General features: G+C 35.1%; 23 protein-coding genes and 5 tRNA genes. 21 read left to right on the plus strand and 7 right to left on the minus strand.

Going from position 1 to position 25,811, the window contains the following annotated elements; genetic code table 11:
• Positions 1-17: 17 nt before the first annotated feature.
• From HNS38_RS00145 to purH, 6 genes are all read right to left on the minus strand, one after another.
• Entirely contained in the window at positions 18-515 is a 498-nt protein-coding gene (locus HNS38_RS00145) for a prolyl-tRNA synthetase associated domain-containing protein (RefSeq protein WP_172345802.1), read from the minus strand.
• 75 nt (positions 516-590) lie between these two features.
• Positions 591-1,715: a TlpA disulfide reductase family protein gene (locus tag HNS38_RS00150; protein ID WP_172345803.1), complete on the minus strand. Its 1,125-nt coding sequence runs from the start codon at positions 1,713-1,715 to the stop codon at positions 591-593.
• Between the two features lie 10 nt (positions 1,716-1,725).
• On the minus strand, positions 1,726-2,223 hold the full coding sequence (gene mreD, locus HNS38_RS00155) for a rod shape-determining protein MreD (RefSeq protein WP_172278142.1): 498 nt from the start codon (positions 2,221-2,223) through the stop codon (positions 1,726-1,728).
• Complete coding sequence (gene mreC, locus HNS38_RS00160; RefSeq protein ID WP_172278140.1) at positions 2,223-3,107, minus strand: rod shape-determining protein MreC; 885 nt, start codon at positions 3,105-3,107, stop codon at positions 2,223-2,225. The genes mreD and mreC overlap by 1 nt, the downstream gene beginning before the upstream one ends.
• 14 nt (positions 3,108-3,121) lie before the next feature.
• Positions 3,122-4,144, minus strand: coding sequence for a rod shape-determining protein (locus HNS38_RS00165; protein ID WP_172278138.1), 1,023 nt, complete (start codon positions 4,142-4,144; stop codon positions 3,122-3,124).
• 15 nt (positions 4,145-4,159) lie between these two features.
• Positions 4,160-5,692, minus strand: coding sequence for a bifunctional phosphoribosylaminoimidazolecarboxamide formyltransferase/IMP cyclohydrolase (purH, locus tag HNS38_RS00170; protein ID WP_172278199.1), 1,533 nt, complete (start codon positions 5,690-5,692; stop codon positions 4,160-4,162).
• 407 nt (positions 5,693-6,099) lie between these two features.
• On the opposite strand from purH, the gene htpG reads away from it, so the two are divergent.
• The 6 genes from htpG to HNS38_RS00200 all read left to right on the plus strand — a co-directional run bounded on the left by htpG (position 6,100) and on the right by HNS38_RS00200 (position 12,823).
• Positions 6,100-8,007, plus strand: coding sequence for a molecular chaperone HtpG (gene htpG / locus HNS38_RS00175; RefSeq protein WP_172278136.1), 1,908 nt, complete (start codon positions 6,100-6,102; stop codon positions 8,005-8,007).
• 82 nt (positions 8,008-8,089) lie between these two features.
• Positions 8,090-8,680 (plus strand): LemA family protein, encoded by a 591-nt coding sequence (locus HNS38_RS00180; RefSeq protein WP_172278134.1) that lies wholly within the window; start codon positions 8,090-8,092, stop codon positions 8,678-8,680.
• Between the two features lie 12 nt (positions 8,681-8,692).
• Positions 8,693-9,130: a TPM domain-containing protein gene (locus tag HNS38_RS00185; protein ID WP_172278132.1), complete on the plus strand. Its 438-nt coding sequence runs from the start codon at positions 8,693-8,695 to the stop codon at positions 9,128-9,130.
• 13 nt (positions 9,131-9,143) lie between these two features.
• Positions 9,144-9,938 carry a YgcG family protein gene (locus HNS38_RS00190; protein ID WP_216663597.1) on the plus strand — a complete coding sequence of 265 codons (795 nt, stop codon included), beginning with the start codon at positions 9,144-9,146 and terminating at the stop codon, positions 9,936-9,938.
• A 167-nt stretch (positions 9,939-10,105) separates the two neighbouring features.
• Entirely contained in the window at positions 10,106-11,869 is a 1,764-nt protein-coding gene (locus tag HNS38_RS00195) for an ATP-binding protein (RefSeq protein WP_172345804.1), read from the plus strand.
• A gap of 63 nt (positions 11,870-11,932) precedes the next feature.
• Positions 11,933-12,823 (plus strand): SPOR domain-containing protein, encoded by an 891-nt coding sequence (locus HNS38_RS00200; RefSeq protein ID WP_172278128.1) that lies wholly within the window; start codon positions 11,933-11,935, stop codon positions 12,821-12,823.
• Here HNS38_RS00200 and HNS38_RS00205 read toward each other — a convergent pair.
• Positions 12,812-18,982: a PKD domain-containing protein gene (locus tag HNS38_RS00205; protein ID WP_172345805.1), complete on the minus strand. Its 6,171-nt coding sequence runs from the start codon at positions 18,980-18,982 to the stop codon at positions 12,812-12,814. The two genes, HNS38_RS00200 and HNS38_RS00205, sit on opposite strands and share 12 nt — an antisense overlap.
• Positions 18,983-19,252: 270 nt before the next feature.
• On the opposite strand from HNS38_RS00205, the gene rpsU reads away from it, so the two are divergent.
• From rpsU to rplL, 15 genes are all read left to right on the plus strand, one after another.
• Complete coding sequence (gene rpsU, locus HNS38_RS00210) at positions 19,253-19,444, plus strand: 30S ribosomal protein S21 (protein WP_172278123.1); 192 nt, start codon at positions 19,253-19,255, stop codon at positions 19,442-19,444.
• 136 nt (positions 19,445-19,580) lie between these two features.
• On the plus strand, positions 19,581-20,474 hold the full coding sequence (gene xerC / locus HNS38_RS00215) for a tyrosine recombinase XerC (RefSeq protein ID WP_172345806.1): 894 nt from the start codon (positions 19,581-19,583) through the stop codon (positions 20,472-20,474).
• Positions 20,475-20,487: 13 nt separating this feature from the next.
• Complete coding sequence (locus HNS38_RS00220; protein WP_172278119.1) at positions 20,488-20,784, plus strand: HPF/RaiA family ribosome-associated protein; 297 nt, start codon at positions 20,488-20,490, stop codon at positions 20,782-20,784.
• A 141-nt stretch (positions 20,785-20,925) separates the two neighbouring features.
• Positions 20,926-20,998, plus strand: a tRNA-Thr gene (locus HNS38_RS00225).
• 31 nt (positions 20,999-21,029) lie between these two features.
• Positions 21,030-21,111, plus strand: a tRNA-Tyr gene (locus HNS38_RS00230).
• 90 nt (positions 21,112-21,201) lie between these two features.
• Positions 21,202-21,274 (plus strand) — tRNA-Gly (locus tag HNS38_RS00235).
• Positions 21,275-21,297: 23 nt separating this feature from the next.
• A tRNA-Thr gene (locus HNS38_RS00240) sits at positions 21,298-21,369 on the plus strand.
• Between the two features lie 54 nt (positions 21,370-21,423).
• On the plus strand, positions 21,424-22,608 hold the full coding sequence (gene tuf / locus HNS38_RS00245) for an elongation factor Tu (protein ID WP_172278117.1): 1,185 nt from the start codon (positions 21,424-21,426) through the stop codon (positions 22,606-22,608).
• 97 nt (positions 22,609-22,705) lie between these two features.
• Positions 22,706-22,778, plus strand: a tRNA-Trp gene (locus HNS38_RS00250).
• A gap of 26 nt (positions 22,779-22,804) precedes the next feature.
• Positions 22,805-22,996, plus strand: coding sequence for a preprotein translocase subunit SecE (gene secE / locus HNS38_RS00255; protein WP_172278115.1), 192 nt, complete (start codon positions 22,805-22,807; stop codon positions 22,994-22,996).
• Positions 22,997-23,058: 62 nt separating this feature from the next.
• Positions 23,059-23,607 (plus strand): transcription termination/antitermination protein NusG, encoded by a 549-nt coding sequence (nusG, locus tag HNS38_RS00260; RefSeq protein ID WP_172278113.1) that lies wholly within the window; start codon positions 23,059-23,061, stop codon positions 23,605-23,607.
• 33 nt (positions 23,608-23,640) lie between these two features.
• On the plus strand, positions 23,641-24,078 hold the full coding sequence (gene rplK, locus HNS38_RS00265) for a 50S ribosomal protein L11 (RefSeq protein ID WP_172278111.1): 438 nt from the start codon (positions 23,641-23,643) through the stop codon (positions 24,076-24,078).
• Between the two features lie 34 nt (positions 24,079-24,112).
• Positions 24,113-24,808, plus strand: coding sequence for a 50S ribosomal protein L1 (gene rplA / locus HNS38_RS00270; protein ID WP_172278109.1), 696 nt, complete (start codon positions 24,113-24,115; stop codon positions 24,806-24,808).
• 43 nt (positions 24,809-24,851) lie between these two features.
• The gene (gene rplJ / locus HNS38_RS00275; RefSeq protein ID WP_172278107.1) at positions 24,852-25,373 is read left to right on the plus strand and encodes a 50S ribosomal protein L10; all 522 of its coding nucleotides are present in this window, start codon (positions 24,852-24,854) and stop codon (positions 25,371-25,373) included.
• Positions 25,374-25,408: 35 nt separating this feature from the next.
• Positions 25,409-25,783, plus strand: coding sequence for a 50S ribosomal protein L7/L12 (rplL, locus tag HNS38_RS00280; RefSeq protein ID WP_172278105.1), 375 nt, complete (start codon positions 25,409-25,411; stop codon positions 25,781-25,783).
• The last annotated feature ends 28 nt before the right edge of the window (positions 25,784-25,811 follow it).

Genomic DNA, 25,811 nt, shown 5'->3' on the forward strand with positions numbered 1-25,811 from the left:
ATCAGTTCAATTTATGATTAGTATAAGTCGAGAAATTCATGTTCATTTCCTGACCAAATGAGGAATTTTTGAAAATCGGATTGGGAAATCTTTAATGAAGCAGTATTGTTATTAGGATGAAAACTTAAAAATTCACTATTCAATAAGTTTTTATCAAAGAATACATAAACATGATTATCATTATCATTAATCAACCCAAAAAGACTAACCGAACCAGGTTTAACACCTAGGTATTTACTCATTCTTTTTTCTGAGGCAAAGGAGAGTTTCCCTTGTTTTAATTTTTGTTCCAAATCACGAATCATGAGTTGCTGTTGGTGCTCAAAGATGACTAAATAATGCTTATTGCCTTTGTGATTTCTGAAAAATAAATTTTTACAATGGGTAGATTTCATTTGGCCCCAATACTTAACGGCCTCTTCAATGGTTGGAGTGGGAGGGTGCTCGTGTAACTCACATTCTATATTTAACTCCTTTAAAACCTCAAAAACTTTATTTCTATCGTTCAATTCCATCCTCTAAAAAATATAAAAAGCCGTCTTTTTATGAATAGTGTTTCATAAAAAAGACAGCTTTTTTGTAGTACAATATTATTTACCGAATATCTCGGCTAATTTTTCTCCAAGAGCTTTGTCTCTTAGGTTTTTCTCTAAAATAATTCCTTCAGGGCTTAATAGTATATTTTGTGGGATAGATCGAATGCCATATAATTTACCAGCGGAATTTTTCCAGCCTTTTAAATCCGAAACCTGTGTCCAAGTTAAACCATCGTCTTCAATAGCTTTTAGCCATTTATCTTTATCATCATCAAAGGAAACACCTAAGACATCAAAGCCATCAGCGTTATATTTATTGTAATTTTCAACAACATTAGGGTTTTCTTTACGGCAAGGGCCACACCAAGCAGCCCAAAAATCAACCAATACATATTTCCCTTTAGTGATTTCAGAAAGTTTTAATGGGTTTCCTTTTGTATCATTCATGGTGAAATCAATCAATGGTTGGCCTATTGCAGTCTTTTTAACGATTTCTATTCTTTCTGTTAAAAATATGCCAGGATTTGATGATTTTACTAAAGGTGTAAGTCCTTCGTATAAAGTTAGCATATCATCTGTTCCTAAGGCATCTTCACTATCCATTAATATCTGTGCTGCTGCAATATTATCAGCATTCTTAGTGATGAAAGACTTGATGTATTCTTTTTTTAAAAGTTGAGCACCATCATATAAGTCGTTGAGATGATCTTCGTTTTTAGCTTTTTCTTCATCAGTCATAGCACGATATTCGTTATAATAGTAATCTTGCCATAGCTCGTCATACTTGTCCATATTGGTTTTGGCTTCAGCAAATGCAGCTTGAATTTCACTACCTTTAATTTCAACCTTATCAATACTGTCTTTATGAAGGTTGATGCTATATGCTGTGTTTTCGAGAAACAGGGGGATTCCACCTCTATAAGCATCGGATACTAGATATACAAATTTGACATCTTCAGTACTTCCACTCATGTTGAATTTCTCTTCAACAATAATAGCTGAATCAATGGTTTCCCAACCATTTTCTCCTCTAACTTTGATAAAGGCATTTCCTTCTGTGACTCCTCTGAATTCGCCAGCTATTTCATAAGATTCTTGTTTCTGCTTAGCTTCGTTCTCACAAGCCGAGAAAATTCCTAAAGCAATAGCAAAAAGCATTAAATATTTAATGTTTTTCATAAGATTGAAATTATTGTTGTTTTTTATAAATAACTAGTTGTGATAAAAATATGGCAATAAAAGTAGCAAAACTACTGAGAATAATGCGATAAAAAGTATCTAAAAAATGGCTAAATCGAAAAACTTCTAAAATAAAGTAGAAAACATGGTGAATGAGAATAAGAACGATTGAGTAGCTGATGAACCAGCGAAAGCCTATATGACTTAAGCTATTACGTTTTCCTTCATCTACATCAGTAGTTTTGAAAGCGTATAATATATAGGGCTGTAAAAAGGCTATTAATACTGTTGAAGCAGCATTTAGCCCTGGGCTTTGTGAAAAAATATCAATACTGAATCCCAATAGGAAACCAGAAATTAATCGGAGCCATGCTGGAGTATTCGCCGGTAGTAGAATGATAAAAAGGACGTAGAAAGCAGGGTTGATATAACCAGAAAATTGAATATGATTAAAAACCAATACCTGAGATATTACCAGGGCAAAAAATATGAATATGCTTTTAAACATTATCTTTCATCCTCCAATGTTTTTTCTAATAAAATTTGCTCTTCATAGAACCTGTTTCGGATAATAGTAACATGTTTTAGGCTGCTAAACTTAGTAGATAGTTTCACGCTTATATAATAGGTATTATCGGATGTGTTTCGATGATAATCTTGAATAACTCCAAGCATGATCCCTTCGGGAAATATATGTGAATAACCACTTGTAATAATACTATCTCCAACTTTTATTGGAATATAGGTTTCAATACTATTGAATTGTGCAAGGTTTGGATTTTGACCATCCCATTGTAAAATTCCTAATTCATTATTGGTTTTTAGCTTAGAACTAATTCTAGTTTTGATATTTAATAAAGAAACTACGGTGCTGAAATCTTCTGATGCACTATAAACAATTCCAACTACACCATTAGGGCCTATGACTCCCATGTTTTCTCTCACCCCTTGTGCAAGCCCTTTATTAAGCATTAAATAATTTTTTTGCTTATGAATAGAATTGCTAATAGTTTTAGCGCCAATATATTCGAAAGCTAAAATATTGGTATCCTGAGGAAGGAATTTATTTTGAGTACTGTCCCACTTTATCAAACTGTCATTTACCGAAATAGTATCAAAAGCAATGAAGTCCCTATCTAGGAAAGATTGGTCCAATTGACTCCTAAGTCTTTTATTTTCTTCAACCAATTGCTCATTAGCTTCACCAAGATCGAAATAGTGAACTATACTTTGCCAACTACTAAAAGCTTCCCCACCCATTTGGTTGCTGGTATAGGAAAATACAGCAGATTGATGTCCATTAGAAACAACCATACTTAAGGCAATAAACTCAAGTATTAAGAACAAAAAGAAAGCGTAGTTTTTCCAGAGGAAATTAAGAAGATTCTGCATTAGGCCATCCTCTCTTATTTAATCAAGAATGTGAACTTATTAAAGTTTTTCAAAGCAATTCCAGTTCCACGAGCCACAGCCCTTAATGGATCTTCAGCTACATGAATAGGAAGCTTTGTTTTTTGGTGAATTCTAACATCTAATCCTCTTAACATAGATCCTCCACCAGCTAAGAATATACCTGTACTGAAAATATCTGCAGATAATTCAGGAGGTGTCATCTCTAAAGCATGAAGAATAGCAGATTCAATTTTAGAAATGGACTTATCTAAAGCATGAGCTATTTCAGAATAATTCACATAAATCTCCTTAGGAATTCCCGTTAGCATATCTCTACCATGAACGGCATAATCTTCAGGTGGGTTTTCAATCTCTGTAGAAGCAGCTCCTACATGGATTTTAATTTGCTCTGCAGTACGTTCTCCAATAGTGATATTATGTTGCTTACGCATATAGTCGATGATGTCCATATTGAAATCATCACCAGCTACTCGAATAGACTTGTTGTTTACAATTCCACCAAGTGCAATAACGGCAATTTCACTCGTTCCCCCCCCGATATCAATAATCATGTTTCCGGTAGGTTCCATCACATCAATTCCTATTCCAATAGCAGCAGCCATAGGCTCATGAATCAATTTCACTTCTTTGGCTCCTGCTTGTTCAGCGCTGTCTTTTACAGCGCGTTCTTCTACTGGTGTAATTCCAGAAGGAATGCAAATCACCATTTTTAAAGAAGGCTTGAACCATCTAGATGGAGCTTTTGTCATTTTGATCATTTCTTCGATCATATATTCTGCTGATTCAAAATCAGCAATTACACCATCTCGGAGCGGACGTATCGTTTTTATATTTTCATGAGTCTTACCATGCATCATTTGGGCTTTTTTACCCACTGCAATAATTCGACCTGTATTTCTTTCAATGGCAACTATGGAGGGCTCGTCAACTACTACCTTGTCATTATATATGATAATGGTATTGGCAGTTCCTAAGTCGATAGCCAACTCTTGTGTTAAGAATGAGAATATACCCATTATATCTTGAGTTTATTAATGTTTAAAATGTCTATTTCCTGTAAATAGCATACTCATATTGTTTTGATTACAATAATCAATGCTATCCTGATCTCGCACTGATCCACCAGGTTGAATCACCGCTTTAACACCTGATTGATTTGCTATCTCTACTGAGTCAGCAAACGGGAAAAAAGCATCTGAAGCCAATACAGATCCTTCTAAATCTAAATTGAAGGCTTCAGCTTTTATAATCGCTTGTTTTAAGGCATCAACTCTACTTGTTTGACCTGTTCCACTACCAATCAACTGTTTGTTCTTCACCAATACAATAGCATTTGATTTGGTATGTTTCACTATTAAGTTAGCAAATACCAAATCCTCAAGTTCTCTGATGCTTGGAGCCTGTTCTGTGATTACTTTCGTATCCTCTTTTGTCTCACTAACATCATCGGAACCTTGTACTAAAGTACCATTTAAAATTGATTTATAGATTTTTGTTGGAAAATCATAAGAATCAGCTTGTAAAATTATTCTATTTTTTTTGCTTTTCAGCACTTCTAATGCATTTTTTTCATAAGAAGGGGCAATTATTATTTCGAAAAATAGTTTATTGACAGCTTTAGCCGTTTCTTCATCCACTTCTTTATTACAAGCCAGCACACCACCAAAGGCCGAAATAGGGTCGCCAGCTAATGCTTTATTCCAGGCTTCAGATAAGCTTTTGTCGGAAGCCAATCCACAGGCATTGGTATGTTTTAGAATGGCAAAAGTTGGTTCGTCAAATTCTGATATTAATTTAATTGCTGCATCTAAGTCTACTAAGTTGTTGTAAGAGATGGCTTTACCATGGAGTTGAGAAAATACTTTTTCTAAATCACCATAAAACATGCCTTCTTGATGAGGATTCTCACCATAACGTAAAACAGCACCGTTTTTTTGTGATATTTTAAAAGAAGGAATTTCTTCAGTACCATTAAAATAATTAAAAATGGCGGTATCGTAATGAGAAGAAACATTAAAGGCTTGAGCTGCGAAATACTTACGATTCTCTATGCTAGAAGCTCCATTTTGTTTCTGAAGCATTTTAAGAAGCTCACCATATTGATCCTGAGAAGGAATAATAATAACATCTTTGAAATTCTTAGCAGCAGCACGAATTAAACTAATTCCGCCAATATCGATTTTCTCAATAATTTGACTTTCTTCGTCAGCTGTAGCCACTGTTTTTTCAAAAGGATAAAGATCGACTATTACTAAATCGATGGCTGGAATATTATACTTCTCCAATTCTGCTAAATCTTCGGCTAAATGACGACGATGTAAAATACCACCAAAAATATCGGGATGTAAAGTCTTCACTCTACCGCCAAAAATACCTGGGTAGTCGGTAATTGATTCAACAGTTTTTGCTTTAAAGCCTTGTTTTATAATGTGATCGTAAGTCCCGCCAGTAGAAATAATCTCTACATTTAATCGGTCTAGTTCTTCTAAGATTTCCTGTAATCCGTCTTTGTGAAATACAGATATGAGTGCGGTTTTTATAGTTTTCAATTCCTTAAATTTAATGTTCTACGGTGCCTCTGGCTGTCGTCGGCAAAGGTCTTAAAAAACATCCACTTGGCAATGAAAAAAGGTCAGCTTTTTAACTTGTGTTACTAACAATTTGTTAAGAGGGATTTTTAGTCTTTATAATTAAGAATTTAAGGGGTGGGGAGGCGTTTTATATGGCGTGTTTTCAATTGCAAAAAAACAAGAACTATTGAGAATGTTAAGAATTAACAAAAGGTCTGAAACCTAAGTCCAATTTTCTTTTCCCATTAAGTCCTGTCTCCCTTCATTTATTCAATCGACAAACCAGCCATCCCCTCATTGTCCAATTTAATTAATTTCTTGCCAAAATGACAGAGAAAAAACAATGGTATCTTTTTTGTAAAATAGCCCTACAAAAGAAATAAACTAAAACATATAATATCATGCAAGAGGGAAAAATTAATGTACAAACGGAAAACATCTTTCCAATCATTAAGAAGTTCTTATACTCAGATCACGAAATATTCCTAAGAGAATTGGTTTCCAACGCTGTGGATGCTACTCAGAAATTGAAAACACTAGCTTCAATGGGCAAAGTGAAAGATGAGCTTGGAGATCTAACTATTCAGGTTATAGCTGATAAAGAAGCCAAAACCCTTACTATTAGAGATAGAGGTATTGGTATGACAGCTGAGGAAATTGATAAATACATCAATCAAATTGCTTTTTCAGGTGCTGAAGAGTTTGTGAACAAGTTTAAAAATAAGAGTGAAGCAGAACAAAATGCTATTATCGGTCATTTTGGCTTAGGTTTCTATTCTTCTTTTATGGTTTCTGATAAAGTAGAAATCTTTTCTAAGACCTATAAAAAAGGAGGCTCAACAAAAGCTGTTCGTTGGGAATGCGACGGAAGTCCTAATTATACGATAGAGGAAACTGATAAAACAGAAAGAGGAACTGATATTGTTCTACATATTTCTGATGAAGAAAAAGAGTTTCTTGAAGAAAGCAAGATTTTAGAATTGCTTAATAAATACAGCAAATTTTTACCTGTGCCCATTCAGTTTGGTAAAGAAAAAAAACAAGAGAAGGTAGAAGGTGAAAAAGATAAAGATGGTAACGATGTCTATAAAGAAGTAGAAACTGATCGTATCATCAATAATAGTGACCCAATTTGGAAGAAAGCTCCTGCAGAATTAAAAGATGAAGAATACAAAAACTTCTATCATGAGCTTTATCCAATGAATTTTGAAGAACCTCTTTTCCATATTCATTTAAATGTGGACTATCCATTTAATCTAACAGGAGTTTTATACTTCCCTAAATTAAAAAAGAATCTAGAGGTTCAGAAAGACAAGATTCAATTATACAGTAATCAGGTTTTCGTTACTGATTCTGTTGAAGGAATAGTGCCTGAGTTCTTAACTTTATTACATGGTGTAATTGATTCTCCAGATATTCCATTGAATGTATCTCGTTCTTATTTGCAAAGTGATAGAAATGTGAAGAAAATTTCTAATCACATCACTAAGAAAGTAGCTGATAAGTTAGAGGAGATTTTTAAGAATAATCGAGAAGAGCTAGAGGCTAAATGGGACGATATCAAAGTATTCATTGAGTATGGTATGATTTCTGACGAGAAATTTAGCGAGAAAGCCATGAAGTTTGCTTTATTGAAAAATACTGATGGTAAACATTATACTTTCGAAGAATATAATACTCAAGTTAAAGAGACTCAAAAGGATAAGGATAATAAAGTAGTTTATCTGTATTCTACTGACAAAGATGAGCAGTATAGTTATATTCAGGCCGCTAAAGATCGTGGTTATGATGTTTTGGAAATGGATGGTGTTTTAGACAATCACTTCATTAATACATTAGAGCAAAAATTAACTGATGTTCAATTTAAAAGAGTAGATGCTGATACCATTGAAAAATTAATTGATAAAGACGAAAAGTTGCCATCTAAATTAGACGAGAAACAGCAGGAAGTATTAAAGCCTGTTATCGAGAAGAATATCGATAAAGCTAAATTTACTGTTGTTTTCGAATCTTTAAGCGAAACAGAATCTCCAATCATTATTACTCAGTCTGAGTTTATGCGTCGTATGAAGGATATGGAAAAACTTGGTGGCGGAGGAATGATGGGGTTGGGTGGATTCCCTGAAACATATAACCTTGTGGTGAACTCAAACCATCCTTTAGTAACGGAAGTATTAGAGGAAAAAGAAGAGGAGGTTCAGCAAGCCAAGGTGAAGCAAATGTACGATTTAGCTTTGCTTTCTCAAAGTCTACTGAAAGGTAAAGAGCTCGCTGATTTTATCAAACGAAGTTTTAGCCTGATTAAATAACATTAACAAAAAGGCTTGTCACTTCGACAAGCCTTTTTTGTATCTTTGAAATTGAAATATTGTAAATTAAAGAGATGATAAAATGAAGAAATCTTGGATAGTTATTATCGTTATTGTGCTGTTTGTTTTAATTGGTTTCAATTACGGAAAAGGAAAATATAATAGCATGGTTGTGGCTAACGAAACTGTTGACGCACAATGGGCACAAGTGGAAAATGTATATCAAAGAAGAGCCGATTTAATTCCGAATTTGGTAGCTACTGTAAAAGGTTATGCTGGTCATGAAAAAGAGACCTTAGAAGGTGTAGTACAAGCAAGAGCTAAAGCTACCTCTACTACAATTAATGCCAATAATATGAATCCAGCTGCTTTACAAAAATTCCAAGCAGCACAAGATGGATTGAGTTCTGCATTAAGTCGTTTAATGGTGGTTGTCGAAAAGTATCCCGACTTAAAAGCTAATCAGAACTTCTTGCAATTACAAGCTCAGTTAGAAGGAACGGAAAACAGAATTACAGTTGAGCGAAAACGATTCAATGAAACAGCTCGTGACTATAACTTGTCAGTTAAAATGTTCCCGAATAATTTGTTCGCTAATATGTTTGGATTTGAAAACAAAGCATACTTTGAGGCAAAACAAGGATCAGATGAGGCACCAAAAGTTGAATTTTAGAGTTAAATAAATATGCCAAAAGCAAAAGGATTTTTTAGTACAGCAGATGAGATGATGATTCTCAATGCTATTCGTCATGCGGAGAGTAATACTTCTGGTGAAATTAGAGTTCATGTGGAGGATCGTTGCAAAACTGATGTTCTAGATCGAGCTAGTCAGGTTTTCGATCTTTTAAAAATGCAGAAAACCAAACTTCGAAATGGAGTACTGTTTTATTTAGCCGTGAAGGATAAAAAGTTTGCCATTATTGGAGATGCAGGAATTAATGCTAAAGTTGCAGATGATTTTTGGGACGAAATTAAGGTTATGCTTTTGCAAAATTTTAAAAAAGGTGAATTTGCTAAGGGTATATCAGATGGGATTGTGAAGGCAGGAGATCAATTAAAGGTCCACTTTGAATATATGGATGATGATGTGAATGAATTGCCAGATGATATTTCCTATGCTTAAAAAAACAAAAATCATGAAGAAACACATAACTCTAATTATCAATCTGTTTTTTGGATTTCTATTTGCTCTGTCAGCTCAAATACCTGAAAGACCGTCTCCTCCAAGATTGGTAAACGATTTTGCCCATATTTTGACATCCGCAGAGATTAATAATTTGGAGAGAAAATTGGTAAATTATAATGATACCACTTCAACTCAAATTGCAGTGGTTACGGTATCAGATATAGCAGGAATGGATGTGGCTCAATTTGGAACAGAAACTGCACATAAATGGGAAATTGGACAAAAAGGAAAAGATAATGGTGTCCTGTTATTAATAAAAGCGAAAACTGTAAAGTCTCGTGGCCAAGCAAATATTGCAGTTGGTTATGGTTTAGAAGAGTTTATTCCTGATGCTACGGCTAAGAATATCATTGAATACGAAATGCTTCCTTTCTTCAAGGAAGGAAGGATGTACGATGGAATTGATGCGGCAACAAGCAGTATGATGTCTTTATTATCAGGTGAGTTTTCTGCTGATCAATATAATCAAAGAGGTGCGGATGCTGGTGATGCGGTTGGAATTATCGTATTCTTATTCATTATCGGAATATTTATGTTTGCTGGAAGGGCAAGAGGATCACAGCATGGTCTTTCTTCTCGTGCCTCAGGATTTCCTTGGTGGATATTCTTATTCTCAGGTGGAGGTAGAAGCAGTGGGAGTGGTTGGAGTGATTTTAGTGGCGGTAGTGGAAGTTTTGGTGGTGGTGGCTTTGGTGGCTTCGGTGGTGGTGGCTTTGGTGGTGGTGGTGCCAGTGGTAGTTGGTAAAGCTCATTAAAGAATTTATATGCACAAATGATCAATTGATTGCTTGGGTGTTTTTTTAAGCGGAATAGGATTTTGTGAAAGGCTCTATCTTTAAAAATAGTATTCAGAATTCATCATTTGTTATCTAAAGCAAATTATACTATCTTTAGTTCTCCAAAAATGCACTAATGAGAACTTACCAAAGAGGATTCGAACAAAACTCTATAATCACTATAGTCACCTTTATACTTCTGTATATAATGGTGTTTTTTGCTTTAGATTCTCCTCTGAATCATTTGCTATTTGCTTGGCCATCTATAATCATCTATTTGGTGATTATGGGAGGGCGCTTTTGGATGTTATTCAATGGGCAGAAAACCACAGAAGATTATAAAATTACTCAAGTTCTGATATATGCTGGTGCCATATTTTGGTCCATGAATTATGGTTTGGGTTTGATAATGCAACCAAGTATTCAAGAAAACCTATTAATCATCATCTTTCTCATGGGAATTGGAGCCGCTGGAGCTATTGGATTATCAAAAGATAGTAAACTGACAGTAGGCTTTCTTTTGAGTTTGTTTGTGCCTTCTGCTATTTTTTCCTTCATATATTTGGACAAGTTGAATCTGTTTATTGGACTCGCATTTGCGATGTATTGTGTTTACTTAATGTTTTATTCCAATAAATATTATAGAATTTCTCAGGAAAATATAGCAGGTAAATTAGAACTTGAACATCAAAAAGAAGCTCTGGAGGATCATCAAAAACTATTAACTATACAAAATCAACAATTAGAAGAAACCTTAAGTAAGGCAAAAATGGCAGATAAGGCCAAAAGCCTTTTTCTAGCCAATATGAGCCATGAAATACGAACACCTTTGAATGGGATTATTGGGATGAGTCATTTGTTGAAACAGACTGAAATGAATGGAGATCAATATAAAAAAGTATCTATCATTGAATTCTCAGCCGAAACACTAGTTTCTTTAGTGAATGATATCTTAGATTTTTCTAAGATTGAAGCAGGAAAGTTAGAGCTAGATTTAGATCATTTTAATCTCCATGAAGTCATCAATAATACTTGCGAATTATTTGTTGAGAAAAGTAAAGAAAAGAAATTGGAATTCCGCTGTGAAATATCACCCGATGTTCCTGTTTTTGTTTACAGTGATGAGATCCGGATTAAGCAAATTCTAATAAATCTAATTAATAATGCCATAAAATTTACCAGTGCAGGAGGAATAGATATTCACATTAACGTTGAAAATAAAACAGAGAAGGGTTTGTTTTTAAAATTTGAAGTTATTGATTCTGGTATTGGGATTAGCAAAGAAAATCAGGAGAAGTTGTTTTCTGCATTTACACAAAGTGATGCATCATTCACGAGAAAATTTGGTGGGACAGGTTTGGGTTTGGCTATTTCAAAAAAACTGTCATCATTACTTGGAGGGAATATTGGTTTAGAAAGTGAATTGGGAAAGGGTTCTAATTTTTGGTTTACGGTTTCTGTTGAGGAAGGAAAGGAGAAAATACTGCAACAGGATGTCGCTGAAGTAGGAATAAGAAAAAGCTTGCAAATTTTATTATCAGAAGATAATAAGATTAATGTTCTTGTGGCAAAGCAGATGATTGAAAATGCAGGTCATAGAGTGGTAGTGGCTAATAATGGAATGGAAGCGGTGGAATGTTTTCAACAACAGGAATTCGATCTAATAATAATGGATATCATGATGCCAGAAATGGATGGCTTAGAGGCCACTTGGATTATACGACAAATGGAAAGAGAAAAGAACACCCCCAATATTCCTATCATTGCTTTAACCGCAAATGTGGTTCGAGAAGACCAAGAAAAATATATATCCGCAGGAATGAATGATTTTATAAGTAAGCCCATCCATCCTCAAATTCTGCTTGAAAAAATAGAAAAGTTATTTCAAGATTCAGAATAATTCTATGAATTCATATGTAAATTCTATAGGTTTTGTAGTTTTACACTTATTTATACGATGTACATGAAAAAAATATTTTCTCTATTTATTGTTTTATTACTTTTTGCCATTGGTGTTTTGGGTCAGAATAAATCCATCCCTGAAGATTTTTGTATTACCCAAAAAGAGTATCAATTATACGAACTCATCAATCAATATCGTGCTAAACTGATGCTTGAACCCATTACCTTAAGTAATTCTTTATGTTTTGTGGCTAAAACCCACGCCAAAGATTTGTCTCAAAACTATCCGATTGGAGAGGATTGTAATATGCATTCTTGGTCAGCAAATAGTGATTGGAAATCATTCTGTTTTCCTGCCGATCAGAATAGGAAAAACGATATTAAGGATAAAGCTAAAGAATTAACTTCTTATCCTGGTAAGGCTTGGGAGATTACTTATTGGGATAACCAAGAATTAAATTTGGATAATGTGGTAGAGTTTTGGACCAGTATAGAATATACCGCAGCCATGCTCAGTAATACCGAAAAATGGAAAGATAAGGTTTGGAGGAGTATTGGTCTCGGTATCTATGATGGTTATGTTTTGCTTTGGTTGGGAGAAAAGGAGGATGTTGAATTAAATACCATCGTCTGCGAAACTGGAGAAAGAATAATGAATAAATCCATCCCAAATGAATTGATTGTGCCGGTAGCTAGTCAAATGAGTTCATCAAGTAACACTGTAAAGGCAAAGCACTATTATATTATTATAGGTAGTTATAAAAAAAAGGCAGATGCACAAGCGGCCATTGATAGTTATCATCAGATGGGTTATCCCAATGCACAGTTAATTGAAGAGCAAGGAAGAGTTAGGGTTGCTATCGATAAACTAGAATCCGAAGTAGATGCAAATGAATCTTTAGCAAAGTATCGTAATAAATTCCAAGGGGCTTGGGTTTTTTTAAAGCAGTAAAGTTACGGAACCTTTCATTACTTTGTGGTTGCCATTTAAATCCTTAACCCTAATTATCCAAGCATAACTGCCAATATCGGCAGGTGTGCCATCTTGCATTTTTCCATCCCAATGGTGGAAATAATCTTGACTATGGAAGAAAAGCTTTCCCCATCTATTATAAATTTTTAAGTCGTATGATTCCATTTCGAAATATTTTCCAATAGGTCCAAAGGTCTCGTTTATTCCATTTCCGTTTGGTGAAAATCCAGAAGGTACATACAAGTTATAAACTGGGAATACATAAAAGAATTTCTCCATGGTATCTTGGCAACCATAATCATTCATGGTAATAAGCTTTAGGCTATAATACCCCGTGTCGTATATGCTATCGCCAATATGAGGTTCGTATGTGTTTTCCCATACAATTGTATCTGATAATAGCCATCTAATATATGGGTCTTCGTTAACTAAATTGGTGACCTCAATCTCTGATGAATTACTAACACTTATTTCTTCAGGATCTAATAGGAAATCAGCATCTATAATAGGATTGATGAGGAGGTAGTCCTCTAGCTCTAAAATGCTTTTACAAAAATGGTCTGAAATATTTTCTAATTTCACATTATATATACCCTCCTCATAAATATGATAAACAGTATCTCTATTGGTTGTATTTATCGCACCATCTCCGAATATCCATAGACGTTCTGCAATTGTGCCGGTATTAATATAACTGGTGTCGATAAATTGAATCTTTGCTTCTCCACAATGGATAGTACTATCTGCAAAAAAACCTATTTTAGGTTTTGGATGAATAGTGGTGTTGAGCAGTAAACTATCGCTACAATTGTTATTAGCAGTCATTTTTAACTGAACATTGTAGGGACCATCTTCATTATACAAATAAGAAAAAGTATTTGCTCCTGGAGAATATTGGTAAATTGAATCTACACCATTTCCTAAGTTCCAGCTTACCCATTCAAATTCTGCATTATTGATACTTGATTCATTTTGAAATTCTGAAATTTGACCATAACATACTTCATTTACGCTAAAGCTGACTTGGGGGCTTGCTAAAATTTCAACTTCTTTTTCAGAACTGTCTTTAATAATCAAATCTTCAATCTGATATTTGATTAATAATTTTGTTTGATAGTTTCCAGGATATTGGTATTGATAATAGATAGTATCTTGTTCTACAGGGATATTTTGCATACTACCATCCCCAAAATATATTGCTTTACTTGTGATAGAATAATCTGAATTGGTATAGGTGCTATCAATAAAAACAGCTGGAGTATTTTGACAAATCCAGTTGGTGTCATTATAATAATGTACCAAGACACAAGGGTAATGATTGATTTCTTGCATACTTATGTCTGAGCAGCCATTTATGTCTTGAATATATAAGCTGCTGTGATAAGCTCCATATAGAGGAGGGTAATGGTGGAAATGGTCTGGGGAATTAGGGCTATGTATTTCTAGATGTTCTCCATCTCCATAGTTCCATTTCCAGTAAGTTAGGGGGGTGTCTGCAGCAATACTTTCATCAGTAAAGATGCTGCTGTCATTACAATAGCTTTCTGTGAATTGGTATGATGAAATAGGGTTTTCCCATATTTTAACTTGTTTTCTGACTTCGTCAATACAACCATTTATATTCGTGGCTTGTAGAGTCACTTCAAATTCTCCAGGATTTATAAATTTATGAAGCGTTTTATTATTTGTGCTAATCAGTTGAGGGCTTCCATCTTGAAATTCCCAAGTATAATAAGAAATACTATCTTCATCAGGTTTAATAATAAAGGTGGATAGTTCTGTAGTATCACCAAAACAAACGGTATCAGCCTGAAATCCTATTTGTAATTCAGGCTTAATAAAAATATTTTTTGTAATAGAATCTCTACATCCTCTTTCGTCTTTTATCAATAAGCTCACATCATAATAGTATCCAATATCCAAAAACACAAAATATGTTTCTGGATCGAAAGAAATATGACCATCAGGGAAATTCCACTTTAAATAATTTATATTGTTCTCGTTGGAGTAAGAGCTGTCACAGAAATATACTAATCCTTCAGTACATGCGGTATCACTGCTAATGAAATTGGCAACTGGTGGCTCCCAAACCCAGGCTGTTTTAGTAATAGTATCACTACAACCGGCATCGTTACCAGCAATTAATTGAATCTCATAATAACCAGGATTATTATATAAATGATTTGGATTTTGTTCAGTACTAGTTTCTGTGTCTCCAAAATTCCAAATCCAGAAATCAATAGCTGATTGAGGTTGAGAAAGATCTGTAAAACTAGTTGGGGTATTAAAACAGACGGTGTCAGATCTAAAATTAGTGATAGGAGCGTTGTAAACTGGAACCATATGGCTTTTATTGTTCGTACAGTTATTGGTATCGATAATACTTAGGTTTACTATAAATTCTCCGTCAGTTGTGTATTCATGAGTAGGGTTTGAGTAATTACTCGACAGGCCATCTCCAAAATCATAATCCCAAATACTTATTGCCCCCATATTTATGAAATCGGAGTCGTTGAACTCTGTGGGGGTGCCGAGACATGCCTCAGTATAGGAAAAGTCTACTTCTGGATTTTCATAAATTTGAATGGGTATTTGAATGGTGTTTGAACATCCAATAGAGTTCATGACGCTGAGTGTGACATTATGATTTCCTGCAATTGAGTAAATATGAAAAGGGTTTGGTTCTTCAGAGTAATTGCCATCACCAAAACTCCAATTCCAAGAAGCAATATTTCCTTCTATAGCTTCACTGTTATCTGAAAAATGAATAGTAGTGTTTTCACAAGCTCCTCCATCGGTGTAGGAGAAAGAGAAATCGCTAATCGGGTTGTTTTTTACCCAAACACTATGCGTGACTTGATCAATACAAGAGTTTTCATTTTCCACCAGCAGTGTTACAGTGTAGAGGCCAGCTTGTGTGTATAAATGTGTAGGGCTGGAGACGGAACTAATATTACCATCTCCAAAATCCCATTCCCAAGTAGTTATTCCTACATCTGAGGAGGATAAATCATTAAAATTGGTGTAGGCACCGAAGCAAATGGTATCAAAACTAAACTCAGATATTGGATTTTCGTAGACAGGCACGATGTGGTCGATGGCGTTCTGGCAACCATTAATATCGGTAATAGAAAAAATCACATTAAAATCTCCACTAGTAGAATAGGAGTGCGACGGGTCGGATTGGTTAGAGAAGTTTCCATCCCCAAAATCATATGCCCAAACACTAGTATTTTCTACATCGATAAAGTCGCTATCTGTGAATAGGGTCGACGACCCTAAGCAGGCTGGGGTAAAACTAAAATCAATTTCAGGTGCTAAATTGATAATGATTTGTTTTTGGATAACATGGATGCATGAGGCAGAATTGGTTACTGTTAAAGTTACGTTATAAGTGCCAGGGCTATCGTATTCGTGAATTGGGTTTGTTACCGTTGAAAAATTTGAATCACCAAAATTCCAATACCAATTTGTAATATCATAACTCAGACTAGTGCTTAGGTCGGTAAAACTAATATCACCCCCAGGACAAAAGGTGCCATTTAAGGCTTCGTAGTTGAAATTGGCGTGTGGACTGGGAAGTACTTCTACTGGTTTCGAAATACTATTGGTACAACCTTCGGATGTTCCAACTTCTAAACTTACGTTATAGTTAATCACACTAGTTGGAGGATAAATATAACTAGGGTTCTGGTTTGATGAAGAACCACCATCGCCAAAACTCCAAGACCATTGATTGATAGGTGTGGACTGGCTGATAATGGTTGATAAATCAGTAAAATGTGTTGGGTTAGATTGGCAAGATAAATCATAGCTAAAGTCAGCAACAGGAACTTCAAATACATTTAGTGAGTGAGAGACTGAGTTACTGCACCCGTATATGTCAAAGACTTCTAGATGAACGAAATACTCTCCAGTTGAGGTGTAGGTGTGAGAAGGATCTGAGCTGTTTCCGGTGTTGCCATCCCCAAATTCATATGACCACGAATTTATTTCTGATGAATTACTATAATCACTATCAATAAAGTCTGTTGTAGACCCTAGACATACTTCGGTAAAGGAGAAGTCAACTTCAGGACTGCCAATTATTTCAATAGTTTGAATACTGTTTGAATAGCATCCTCCAGAATTCCCCACCCTTAACTCCACTGAATAGGTACCGGAATTTGTATAGGTATAGTTAGGATTCTGTTGGTTTGAGTTGTCTCCATTACCAAAAAACCAATTCCAAGTCTCGATATTTCCTTGGGAGCTTGTACTTTCATCAATAAATTGTATTTCGGAAAATTGACAAGGGGCACCATTGTTAAATTGATAACTAAATTCCGTCTGAGGTGATTCTAAAATCTCAACTGTTTTTGATAAAGAGCTACTGCATCCCGCTGTTGTTTCAACTGTCAGAGTAACATTAAAATAGTTATTGTTCTGAATTGAGTAAGTATGACTTGGATTTTCTTCGATTGAGGTATTTCCATCCCCAAAATCCCAATACCAAGAATTTACTGGCGTATAAGAACTAGGACAATAAGATAAATTGTTAAATAAAGTTGTTTTTCCCTCGCAGACGGTATTGTTAGAAAAGTTAGCTATTGGATTATGAAATACTTTAACACTTCTAGTAATACTATTAGAACAGCCATTTTCATCTGTTATGCTAAATGTGACATTATAGTCGCCAGGGGCATCGTAAACATGACTAGGATTAGATTGTGATGAGGTATTATTGTCGCCAAACTCATAGAACCAAGAGGTGGTAGTTTCCATATTAATATGATCACTATCATTGAAAAAGGTAGCTTGGTTCTCACAATCTTCAGTAAAAGAAAAGTATATATTAGGAGGCTCATATATTGAAATGCTTTGACTTATAGAATGGGAGCATGCATTTTCATTCTCTATCGTCAAGGTTACCGTATAAATTCCTCCAGTGAAATAAGTATATGTTGGGTTTTGGATATTTGAAATATTTCCATCTCCAAAATCCCAATTCCAAGTCACGGTGTTTTCAAATAAAGACTCATCGGTAAATTGGATTTCAGATTCTCCACACTCTACTCCGTTATCAAAAGAGTATGAAAAGTTTGCAGTGGGGATTTCGGTAACGGTAACCGATTTAGTGATATTGTCAATACAGCCTCCATTATCAATGGTAAGGGTTACTTCAAACACTCCGCTATAGGAATAGATATGTTCGGGGTTTTGTTCTGTTGATGAATGTCCATCTCCAAAATCCCAACTCCAGCTAATTTCTGAATTAGAAGTGGATAAATCAGTAAATTGAGTAGCTTGTTGAGCGCAAGCGCTTGTAAAACTATAATCGGCTACTGCGCTTTCGCTCACATCAACAAATATAGAAGTAGGGTTACTGCTTCCTTCAGAGGTGGAGACATGAAGTGTGTAGGTGCCAATATGGTCTTCAGTAGCATTTGTGATTATAGGGTTTTGCTCGGTGGAAATGTAATCATTAGGGCCTAACCAAGTATAAGAGCCTCCATCGGGAGAAGCATACAATTCGATGGTATTCCCTTCACAAACTGGGCTATTACTGGAGGGGTTAATAATCATATCAGAACATGCTGTTTCACCAGCCCCATCAGATTTTTCAATAGTAACTGTGCATGGGTCTTGAGAGTAATTCATGACTACTAGAATATAATAATCTCCAACATTCATATTTTCCGAAGGAATATTGCAGTATTCGTTCCAAGTGTAACTATAGGAACAGTCCACTTCATTAATAGATGCTAATTGATCAGTACAAGCTCCATAGGGGCTGTCAAAAGGTCCCCAGCAGATAAAATCAACATCTTCTTCATCAGGGTTGTATATATTGAGTTCAATATCGCCGACCTGTTCAATTTGCATGTGAAACCAAGCAGGATTTCTCTGTTGATTTAAACAAGCATAGTCTGGACCAATTTCTGCATCGTCAAAATCAAGTCCCCCAGGATAGGTAACTGTCTGGTATGTACATATTAACCAAGATTCGATACAATTAAAGTTTTGCCCAAATGAATTTACATTCAAAAACATAATCATATAAAAAACACAAGCCAGTCTAGAAAGACTGACGCCAGTAGTAAATTGTAAAATGCTTTTGTTTTTGTAAATAGGAGCAAGGCTACCATTTTGAAACATAATTCTTCCTTAAAAATAATATAAATATTTCTTGGAATGTTGGTATTTGTGTGGGTCAAAGATATTAATTATTTAGTATTAATAGTACCTTGAGCCTATTAAAATCTTAAAACCTTGAGTTTGAAAATGATACTTATTTTTTAAAATAATATTGCTAAATAAATAAAATAAACTATTTTTGTGCCCCGAAACTAGCCGCATTTTTATTAAAATGCTGATGTGCAGTTCGTTATTTAATAATTAATTTAAAAGAAAGAGAGCGTATTTAGTATGATTATTGTTCCGGTAAAGGAAGGCGAAAATATTGATAGAGCCTTAAAGAAGTTAAAGAGAAAGTTCGAGAGAACTGGAGTTGTTAAAGAATTAAGAGCTCGTAAAACCTATATCAAGCCTACCGTAAGAAAACGTGAGCAAAAACTCAAGGCTATTTATGTACAGCATTTACAAGCTCAAGAAGAGTAGTAAATTGTCTGTAATTTAAACAAAAGACTGTTTCATTTAAATGAAACAGTCTTTTTTTATGTTTTCATTAAGATATTTTAAGAGATAGAGGAGTCTAAATTGTGTAATTTAGCTTTACGTATTAAGAAAAGGTGTTATGAACGATCCCTTATGTGGTTTTATGAGTTATTTAGAGTATGAGAAGCGTTATAGTTTGCATACATGCTCAGCCTACAAAGTTGATCTTGAGCAGTTCCTTGATTTTGTGAATAATGATTTTGGAGTTGAAGAGATGAATGCTATTTCTGATCAAATGATAAGAAGCTGGTTAGCTAGTTTAATGGATGAAGGTTTAACCGCCAGATCAATCAACAGAAAAACAAGCTCAGTGAAATCATTTTTTAAGTATTTATCTAGACAAGAAATAATAAAGAAAAACCCTAGTCTGAAAATCCAAGGTCCTAAACAAAAAAAACGACTTCCTGTTTTTATAGAGGAGTCTAAAATGGAATTGATTACTGATATGGAGGTGGATGAATCATCTTTTATTGAGTTTAGAGACAAGCTGATTATAGATTTGTTTTACTCCACAGGAATCAGACGAGCGGAATTAATTGGTTTAACATTGAATCAAATAGATTTGAGTTTGGGGCAAATAAAGGTCTTGGGAAAAAGAAATAAAGAGAGGATTTTGCCTCTATTGCCCCATTTATTGACAAGTTTAAAAAAGTACATAGCCTTAAGAGAAAAGCATTTTATTGTAGAATCAAAAACAGAGTGGTTATTTCTTACAGAAAAAGGCAAAAAGATGTATCCAAAGCTTGTTTATAGAATAGTTAATACCTATCTTAGCACAGTAAGTACACAGGATAAAAAAAGTCCTCATGTATTAAGGCATACATTTGCAACGCACATGTTGAATAATGGCGCGGATCTAAATGCAGTTAAAGAATTATTAGGTCATGCTAGTTTGGCAGCAACACAAGTGTATACTCATAATACTATAGAAAAATTAAAAAAGGTTTATCAACAAGCTCACCCAAAAGCTTAAAAAAGGAGGTTAAATGAAAGTAGACATTCAATCCATTCATTTTGATGCAGATCAAAAATTAGAAGCACGTATCAATACTAAAGTTTCAAAGTTGAACACCTTTTACGATCCAATACTTGGTGCAAATGTCAATTTGCGTCTCGATAAGTCAGAGACTCGTGAAAATAAGGTGGCCGAACTCAAAGTTTTGGTTACAGGTAGCGAAATGTTTTCAAAACGACAAGCAATTAGTTTTGAAGAGGCATTCGATCAAGCATACGAAGCGGTTAGAAACCAGCTTGTTAAGCATAAAGAAAAAACAAGAACCTAAATTGGTGAAAAAAAGTAAAAAAAGTTTTGTTTATAACAACAGAGTTTATATTTTTGCAGTCCTTTTTAAACAAGGGCTGCTTTTTTATTGCAGCAAGTTCATTGAAAGTATGATGAATACTATATTTACAAGAGAAACGATGCCGATGTAGCTCAGTTGGTAGAGCAGCTGATTTGTAATCAGCCGGTCGGCGGTTCGAGTCCGTTCATCGGCTCGTTCTTTTAAAAGATTGAGAATAAATTGTTGGGGGGATTCCAGAGCGGTCAAATGGGGCAGACTGTAAATCTGTTGGCTAAGCCTTCGGAGGTTCGAATCCTCCTCCCCCCACAAAAAAAGTTCTTAAATAGAATGTATTGAGTAATGATGTTTTTAGTATTAAGTATAGAAACTAGACATCTTAACTTAGGAATAGCTCAAGCGGGAGTAGCTCATTTGGTAGAGCGAAAGCCTTCCAAGCTTTAGGTGGCCGGTTCGAGCCCGGTCTCCCGCTCTAAGTTCTATTTCTAGAATGCTGCCGATGTAGCTCAGGGGTAGAGCGTTTCCTTGGTAAGGAAGAGGTCATGAGTTCAATTCTCATCATCGGCTCAAGAACAAAAAAAGTAATAAATTTAATTTCATTATAATAATAATAATTTCGATATGGCTAAAGAAAAATTTGATAGGTCGAAAGAGCACGTGAACATAGGTACTATTGGTCACGTTGATCATGGTAAAACAACTTTAACTGCTGCTATTACAACTGTATTAGCCGAAAAAGGATTGTCTGAAATCGCAAGTTTTGATTCTATTGATAATGCACCTGAAGAAAAAGAAAGGGGTATTACAATTAATACTGCTCACGTTGAGTATCAAACTGCAACTCGTCACTATGCCCACGTTGACTGTCCTGGTCACGCGGATTACGTAAAGAACATGGTAACTGGTGCTGCCCAAATGGACGGTGCGATTATCGTTGTAGCTGCTACTGATGGTCCAATGCCACAAACACGTGAGCACATCCTTTTAGCTCGTCAGGTAGGTGTACCTCGTCTAGTTGTTTTTATGAACAAAGTAGATATGGTAGATGATGAAGAGCTTTTGGAATTAGTAGAGATGGAAATCAGAGAATTATTAGATTTCTACAAATTCGATGGTGATAATACTCCAGTAATCCAAGGATCTGCTTTAGGTGGATTGAACTTGGAAGGCAAGTGGGTAGAAAAGATTATGGAATTAATGGATGCTTGTGATACTTGGATTCCACTTCCAGAACGTGATAAAGATAAGCCATTCCTAATGCCTGTTGAGGATGTATTCTCAATTACTGGTCGTGGTACTGTTGCTACAGGTAGAATTGAAACTGGTATCATCAATACTGGTGACCCTGTTGATATTATCGGTATGGGTGCTGAGAAATTGAAATCAGTTGTTACAGGAGTAGAAATGTTCCGTAAGATTCTTGATACTGGTATGGCTGGTGATAACGCTGGTTTATTATTAAGAGGTATTGATAAGAATGAGATCAAAAGAGGTATGGTAATCGCTGCAAAAGATACTGTAACTCCTCATGCACATTTCAAAGCTGAAGTTTATATCTTGAAGAAAGAAGAAGGTGGACGTCACACTCCATTCCATAATAAATATCGTCCTCAGTTCTATTTCAGAACAACAGATGTTACTGGTGAGATCTTCCTTCCAGAAGGTGTTGAAATGGTAATGCCTGGTGATAACTTGACTATCGAAGTGAAATTAATCGCTGAGATCGCAATGACTAAAGGTTTACGCTTCGCGATTCGTGAAGGTGGTAGAACAGTTGGTGCTGGTCAGGTTACTGAAATCATATAGGTTACGATTTCTTGAAAAAATAAATAGTGAAATTAAATTTGGTATCGAGCTAGAGGTACTGCAAAGTGCCTCTAGCATATATCAAGTTGTTTCAAACACGGGTGTAGCTCAGTTGGTAGAGCTCTGGTCTCCAAAACCAGGAGTCGTGGGTTCGAGTCCTACCACCCGTGCAAATTTTAATTAAACTTTATATAACATGGGTTTGATAAATTACGCTAAGGATTCATATAATGAATTAGTTCATAAGGTTTCCTGGCCTACTTGGAATGAACTCCAAAACAGTGCTATTGTAGTATCCATTGCTTCCCTTATTATTGCCTTTATGGTATTTTTGATGGATATTTCGTTTAGAGAACTTTTAGATGGCTTTTATGGCCTCTTTAGTTAATAATAGTATAGTTTCATTATAGTTATTTGATTTAATCTCTTGAAAACCTCTATTGATTTAGTATGAGCGAGCAAAAGAAAAAATGGTATGTAGTCAGAGCCGTTAGTGGGAAGGAAAAGAAAGTTAAGGAATATCTCGAAAGTGAGATAAGGCGACTTAAATATCAAGACAATATCTCGCAAATACTGATTCCTACCGAGAAGGTGTATCAGATTCGAAACGGTAAAAAGATCATTAAAGAAAGGAATTATTTTCCTGGATATGTGTTAATAGAAGTTTCCAATTTGGAAGGTGAAATAATGCATACCGTAAAAAATGTTCCTAATGTTATTGGTTTTCTTGGAACCAAAGGCGAGCCAGAACCTATTCGTGCTTCAGAAGTGAAGCGAATACTTGGAAAAGTTGATGAATTAGGTGAGAAAGGCGAAGAATTAAGTGTTCCATTTATTGTTGGAGAATCGGTTACAGTCATCGATGGACCTTTTAATAGTTTCACTGGAATTATTGAAGAAATCAACGAGGAAAAACGTAAACTTAAAGTGATGGTGAAGATTTTCGGAAGAAAGACTCCATTGGAACTAGGGTTTATGCAAGTAAGTAAAGAGTCATAAATCATTTCTTATTAATCCTTTTAAATATTAAAAATGGCTAAAGAAGTTAGTGGATTAATTAAGTTGCAAATCAAAGGAGGAGCTGCAAATCCATCACCACCAGTAGGACCTGCATTAGGTGCTAAGGGAGTGAATATTATGGAATTTTGTAAGCAATTTAATGCGCGTACACAGGAACAAGCAGGAAAAACAATTCCTGTTATTATTACAGTGTATAAGGATAAGTCTTTTGACTTTATCTTGAAAACGCCTCCTGTTGCTGTACAGATCATGGAAGCTGCAAAACTTAAAAAAGGTTCACCAGAACCTAATAGAGTTAAAGTGGCTACAATTACTTGGGAACAAGTTAGAGGAATTGCTGAAGGAAAAATGGTTGACATGAATGCCTTCACAGTTGAATCATGTATGAGTATGGTAGCTGGTACGGCCCGTAGTATGGGTGTTAAAATTAAAGGTGAAAGACCTTTCTAGAGTATTTGTATACTTAATGTAAAAATTAAATTAAATGGGTAAAATCACAAAAAACAGAAAAGAAGCTTTAGCAAAGTATGATGCTACTAAAGTCTATTCTTTGAGTGAAGCTGCAGAAGTTGTAAAGAAAATTACAATGACTAAATTTGATGCTTCAGTTGATCTTGACATTCGTTTGGGAGTAGACCCACGTAAAGCCAATCAAATGGTACGTGGATCTGTAACACTTCCTCATGGAACAGGTAAAGAGCTCAAAGTGTTAGTACTTTGTACACCAGATAAAGAAGAAGAAGCTAAAGCAGCCGGAGCTGATTATGTTGGTCTTGACGAGTATGTCGCTAAGATTAAAAGCGGTTGGACGGATATTGATGTCGTGATCACCATGCCTAGTGTAATGCCAAAAGTTGGTGCACTTGGTAGAATTCTTGGACCTAGAGGCTTAATGCCTAATCCAAAAACAGGTACAGTTACCATGGAAATTGGTAAAGCTGTAACTGCTGCTAAAGCAGGTAAAATTGATTTTAAAGTTGACAAGTTTGGTATCATCCATTCTGGTGTTGCTAGGGTATCGTTCACTCCTGAACAGATTCTGGAAAATGCTAGAGAATTGATTACTCTTGTTCTTAAAATGAAACCTGCTGCAGCTAAAGGTACTTATGTAAAAAGTATCTTTATAAGCAGTACTATGAGTCCTGGAATTCAGGTTGATCTGAAGTCAGTTACCCAATAGCAATATATAACGTAATTTTCGGCAATCTATAAACGATTATAGTATGAGGAAAGAAAATAAAAATCAATTAATCGCATCTTTAAAGGCAACAATAGATGAGTACGCTCATTTGTATGTTACTGATATCGCAGGTTTAAATGCCGAAGATACTAGTAAACTACGTAGAGAGTCTTTTAAGAAAGAGGTTAAGTTGGTTGTAGCTAAGAACACCTTGCTTAAACTAGCTATGGATGAGTCTGACAAGAACTTCGATGATATATACGAAGTACTTAAAGGCAATTCATCAATTATGTTTTCAAATGTTGGTAATGCACCTGCTAAACTTATTAAAGGTTTTAGAAAAAAAGGTAGTATTCCAATGTTAAAAGGTGCTTATGTTGAAGAGTCAGTGTATATCGGTGATGATCAACTCGATGTATTAGCAAACATCAAATCAAAAGAGGAACTTATTGGTGATATCGTTATGTTACTTCAGTCCCCTGCAAAAAATGTTATTTCAGCACTTCAAAGTGGTGGAAATACTATTGCAGGCTTAGTAAAGACATTATCAGAGCGTCCTGAATAATTTTTTATATTAGAAACAATTTAAATTTAAATAAAATGGCAGATATTAAAGCATTTGCAGAACAGTTAGTAAACTTAACTGTTAAAGAAGTAAACGAATTAGCAGAAGTTCTTAAAGAAGAATATGGTATTGAGCCTGCAGCTGCTGCAGTAGCAATGGCAGGTCCTGCAGCTGGTGGAGACGAAGCAGCTGAAGAACAAACTTCTTTTGACGTAATTTTAAAAGCAGCTGGTGCATCTAAATTAGCTGTTGTTAAACTAGTTAAAGAATTAACTAGCTTAGGACTTAAAGAAGCTAAAGGATTAGTTGATAGCGCACCTGCTCCATTAAAAGAAGGTGTTACTAAAGACGAAGCTGAAGCATTGAAAACTTCTTTAGAAGAAGCTGGAGCTGAGGTAGAAATTAAGTAATTATTACATATTACTAATACTATGAAAA

It is taken from the genome of Lentimicrobium sp. L6, from assembly GCF_013166655.1.
In the GTDB taxonomy this organism is placed as follows: domain Bacteria; phylum Bacteroidota; class Bacteroidia; order Bacteroidales; family UBA12170; genus UBA12170.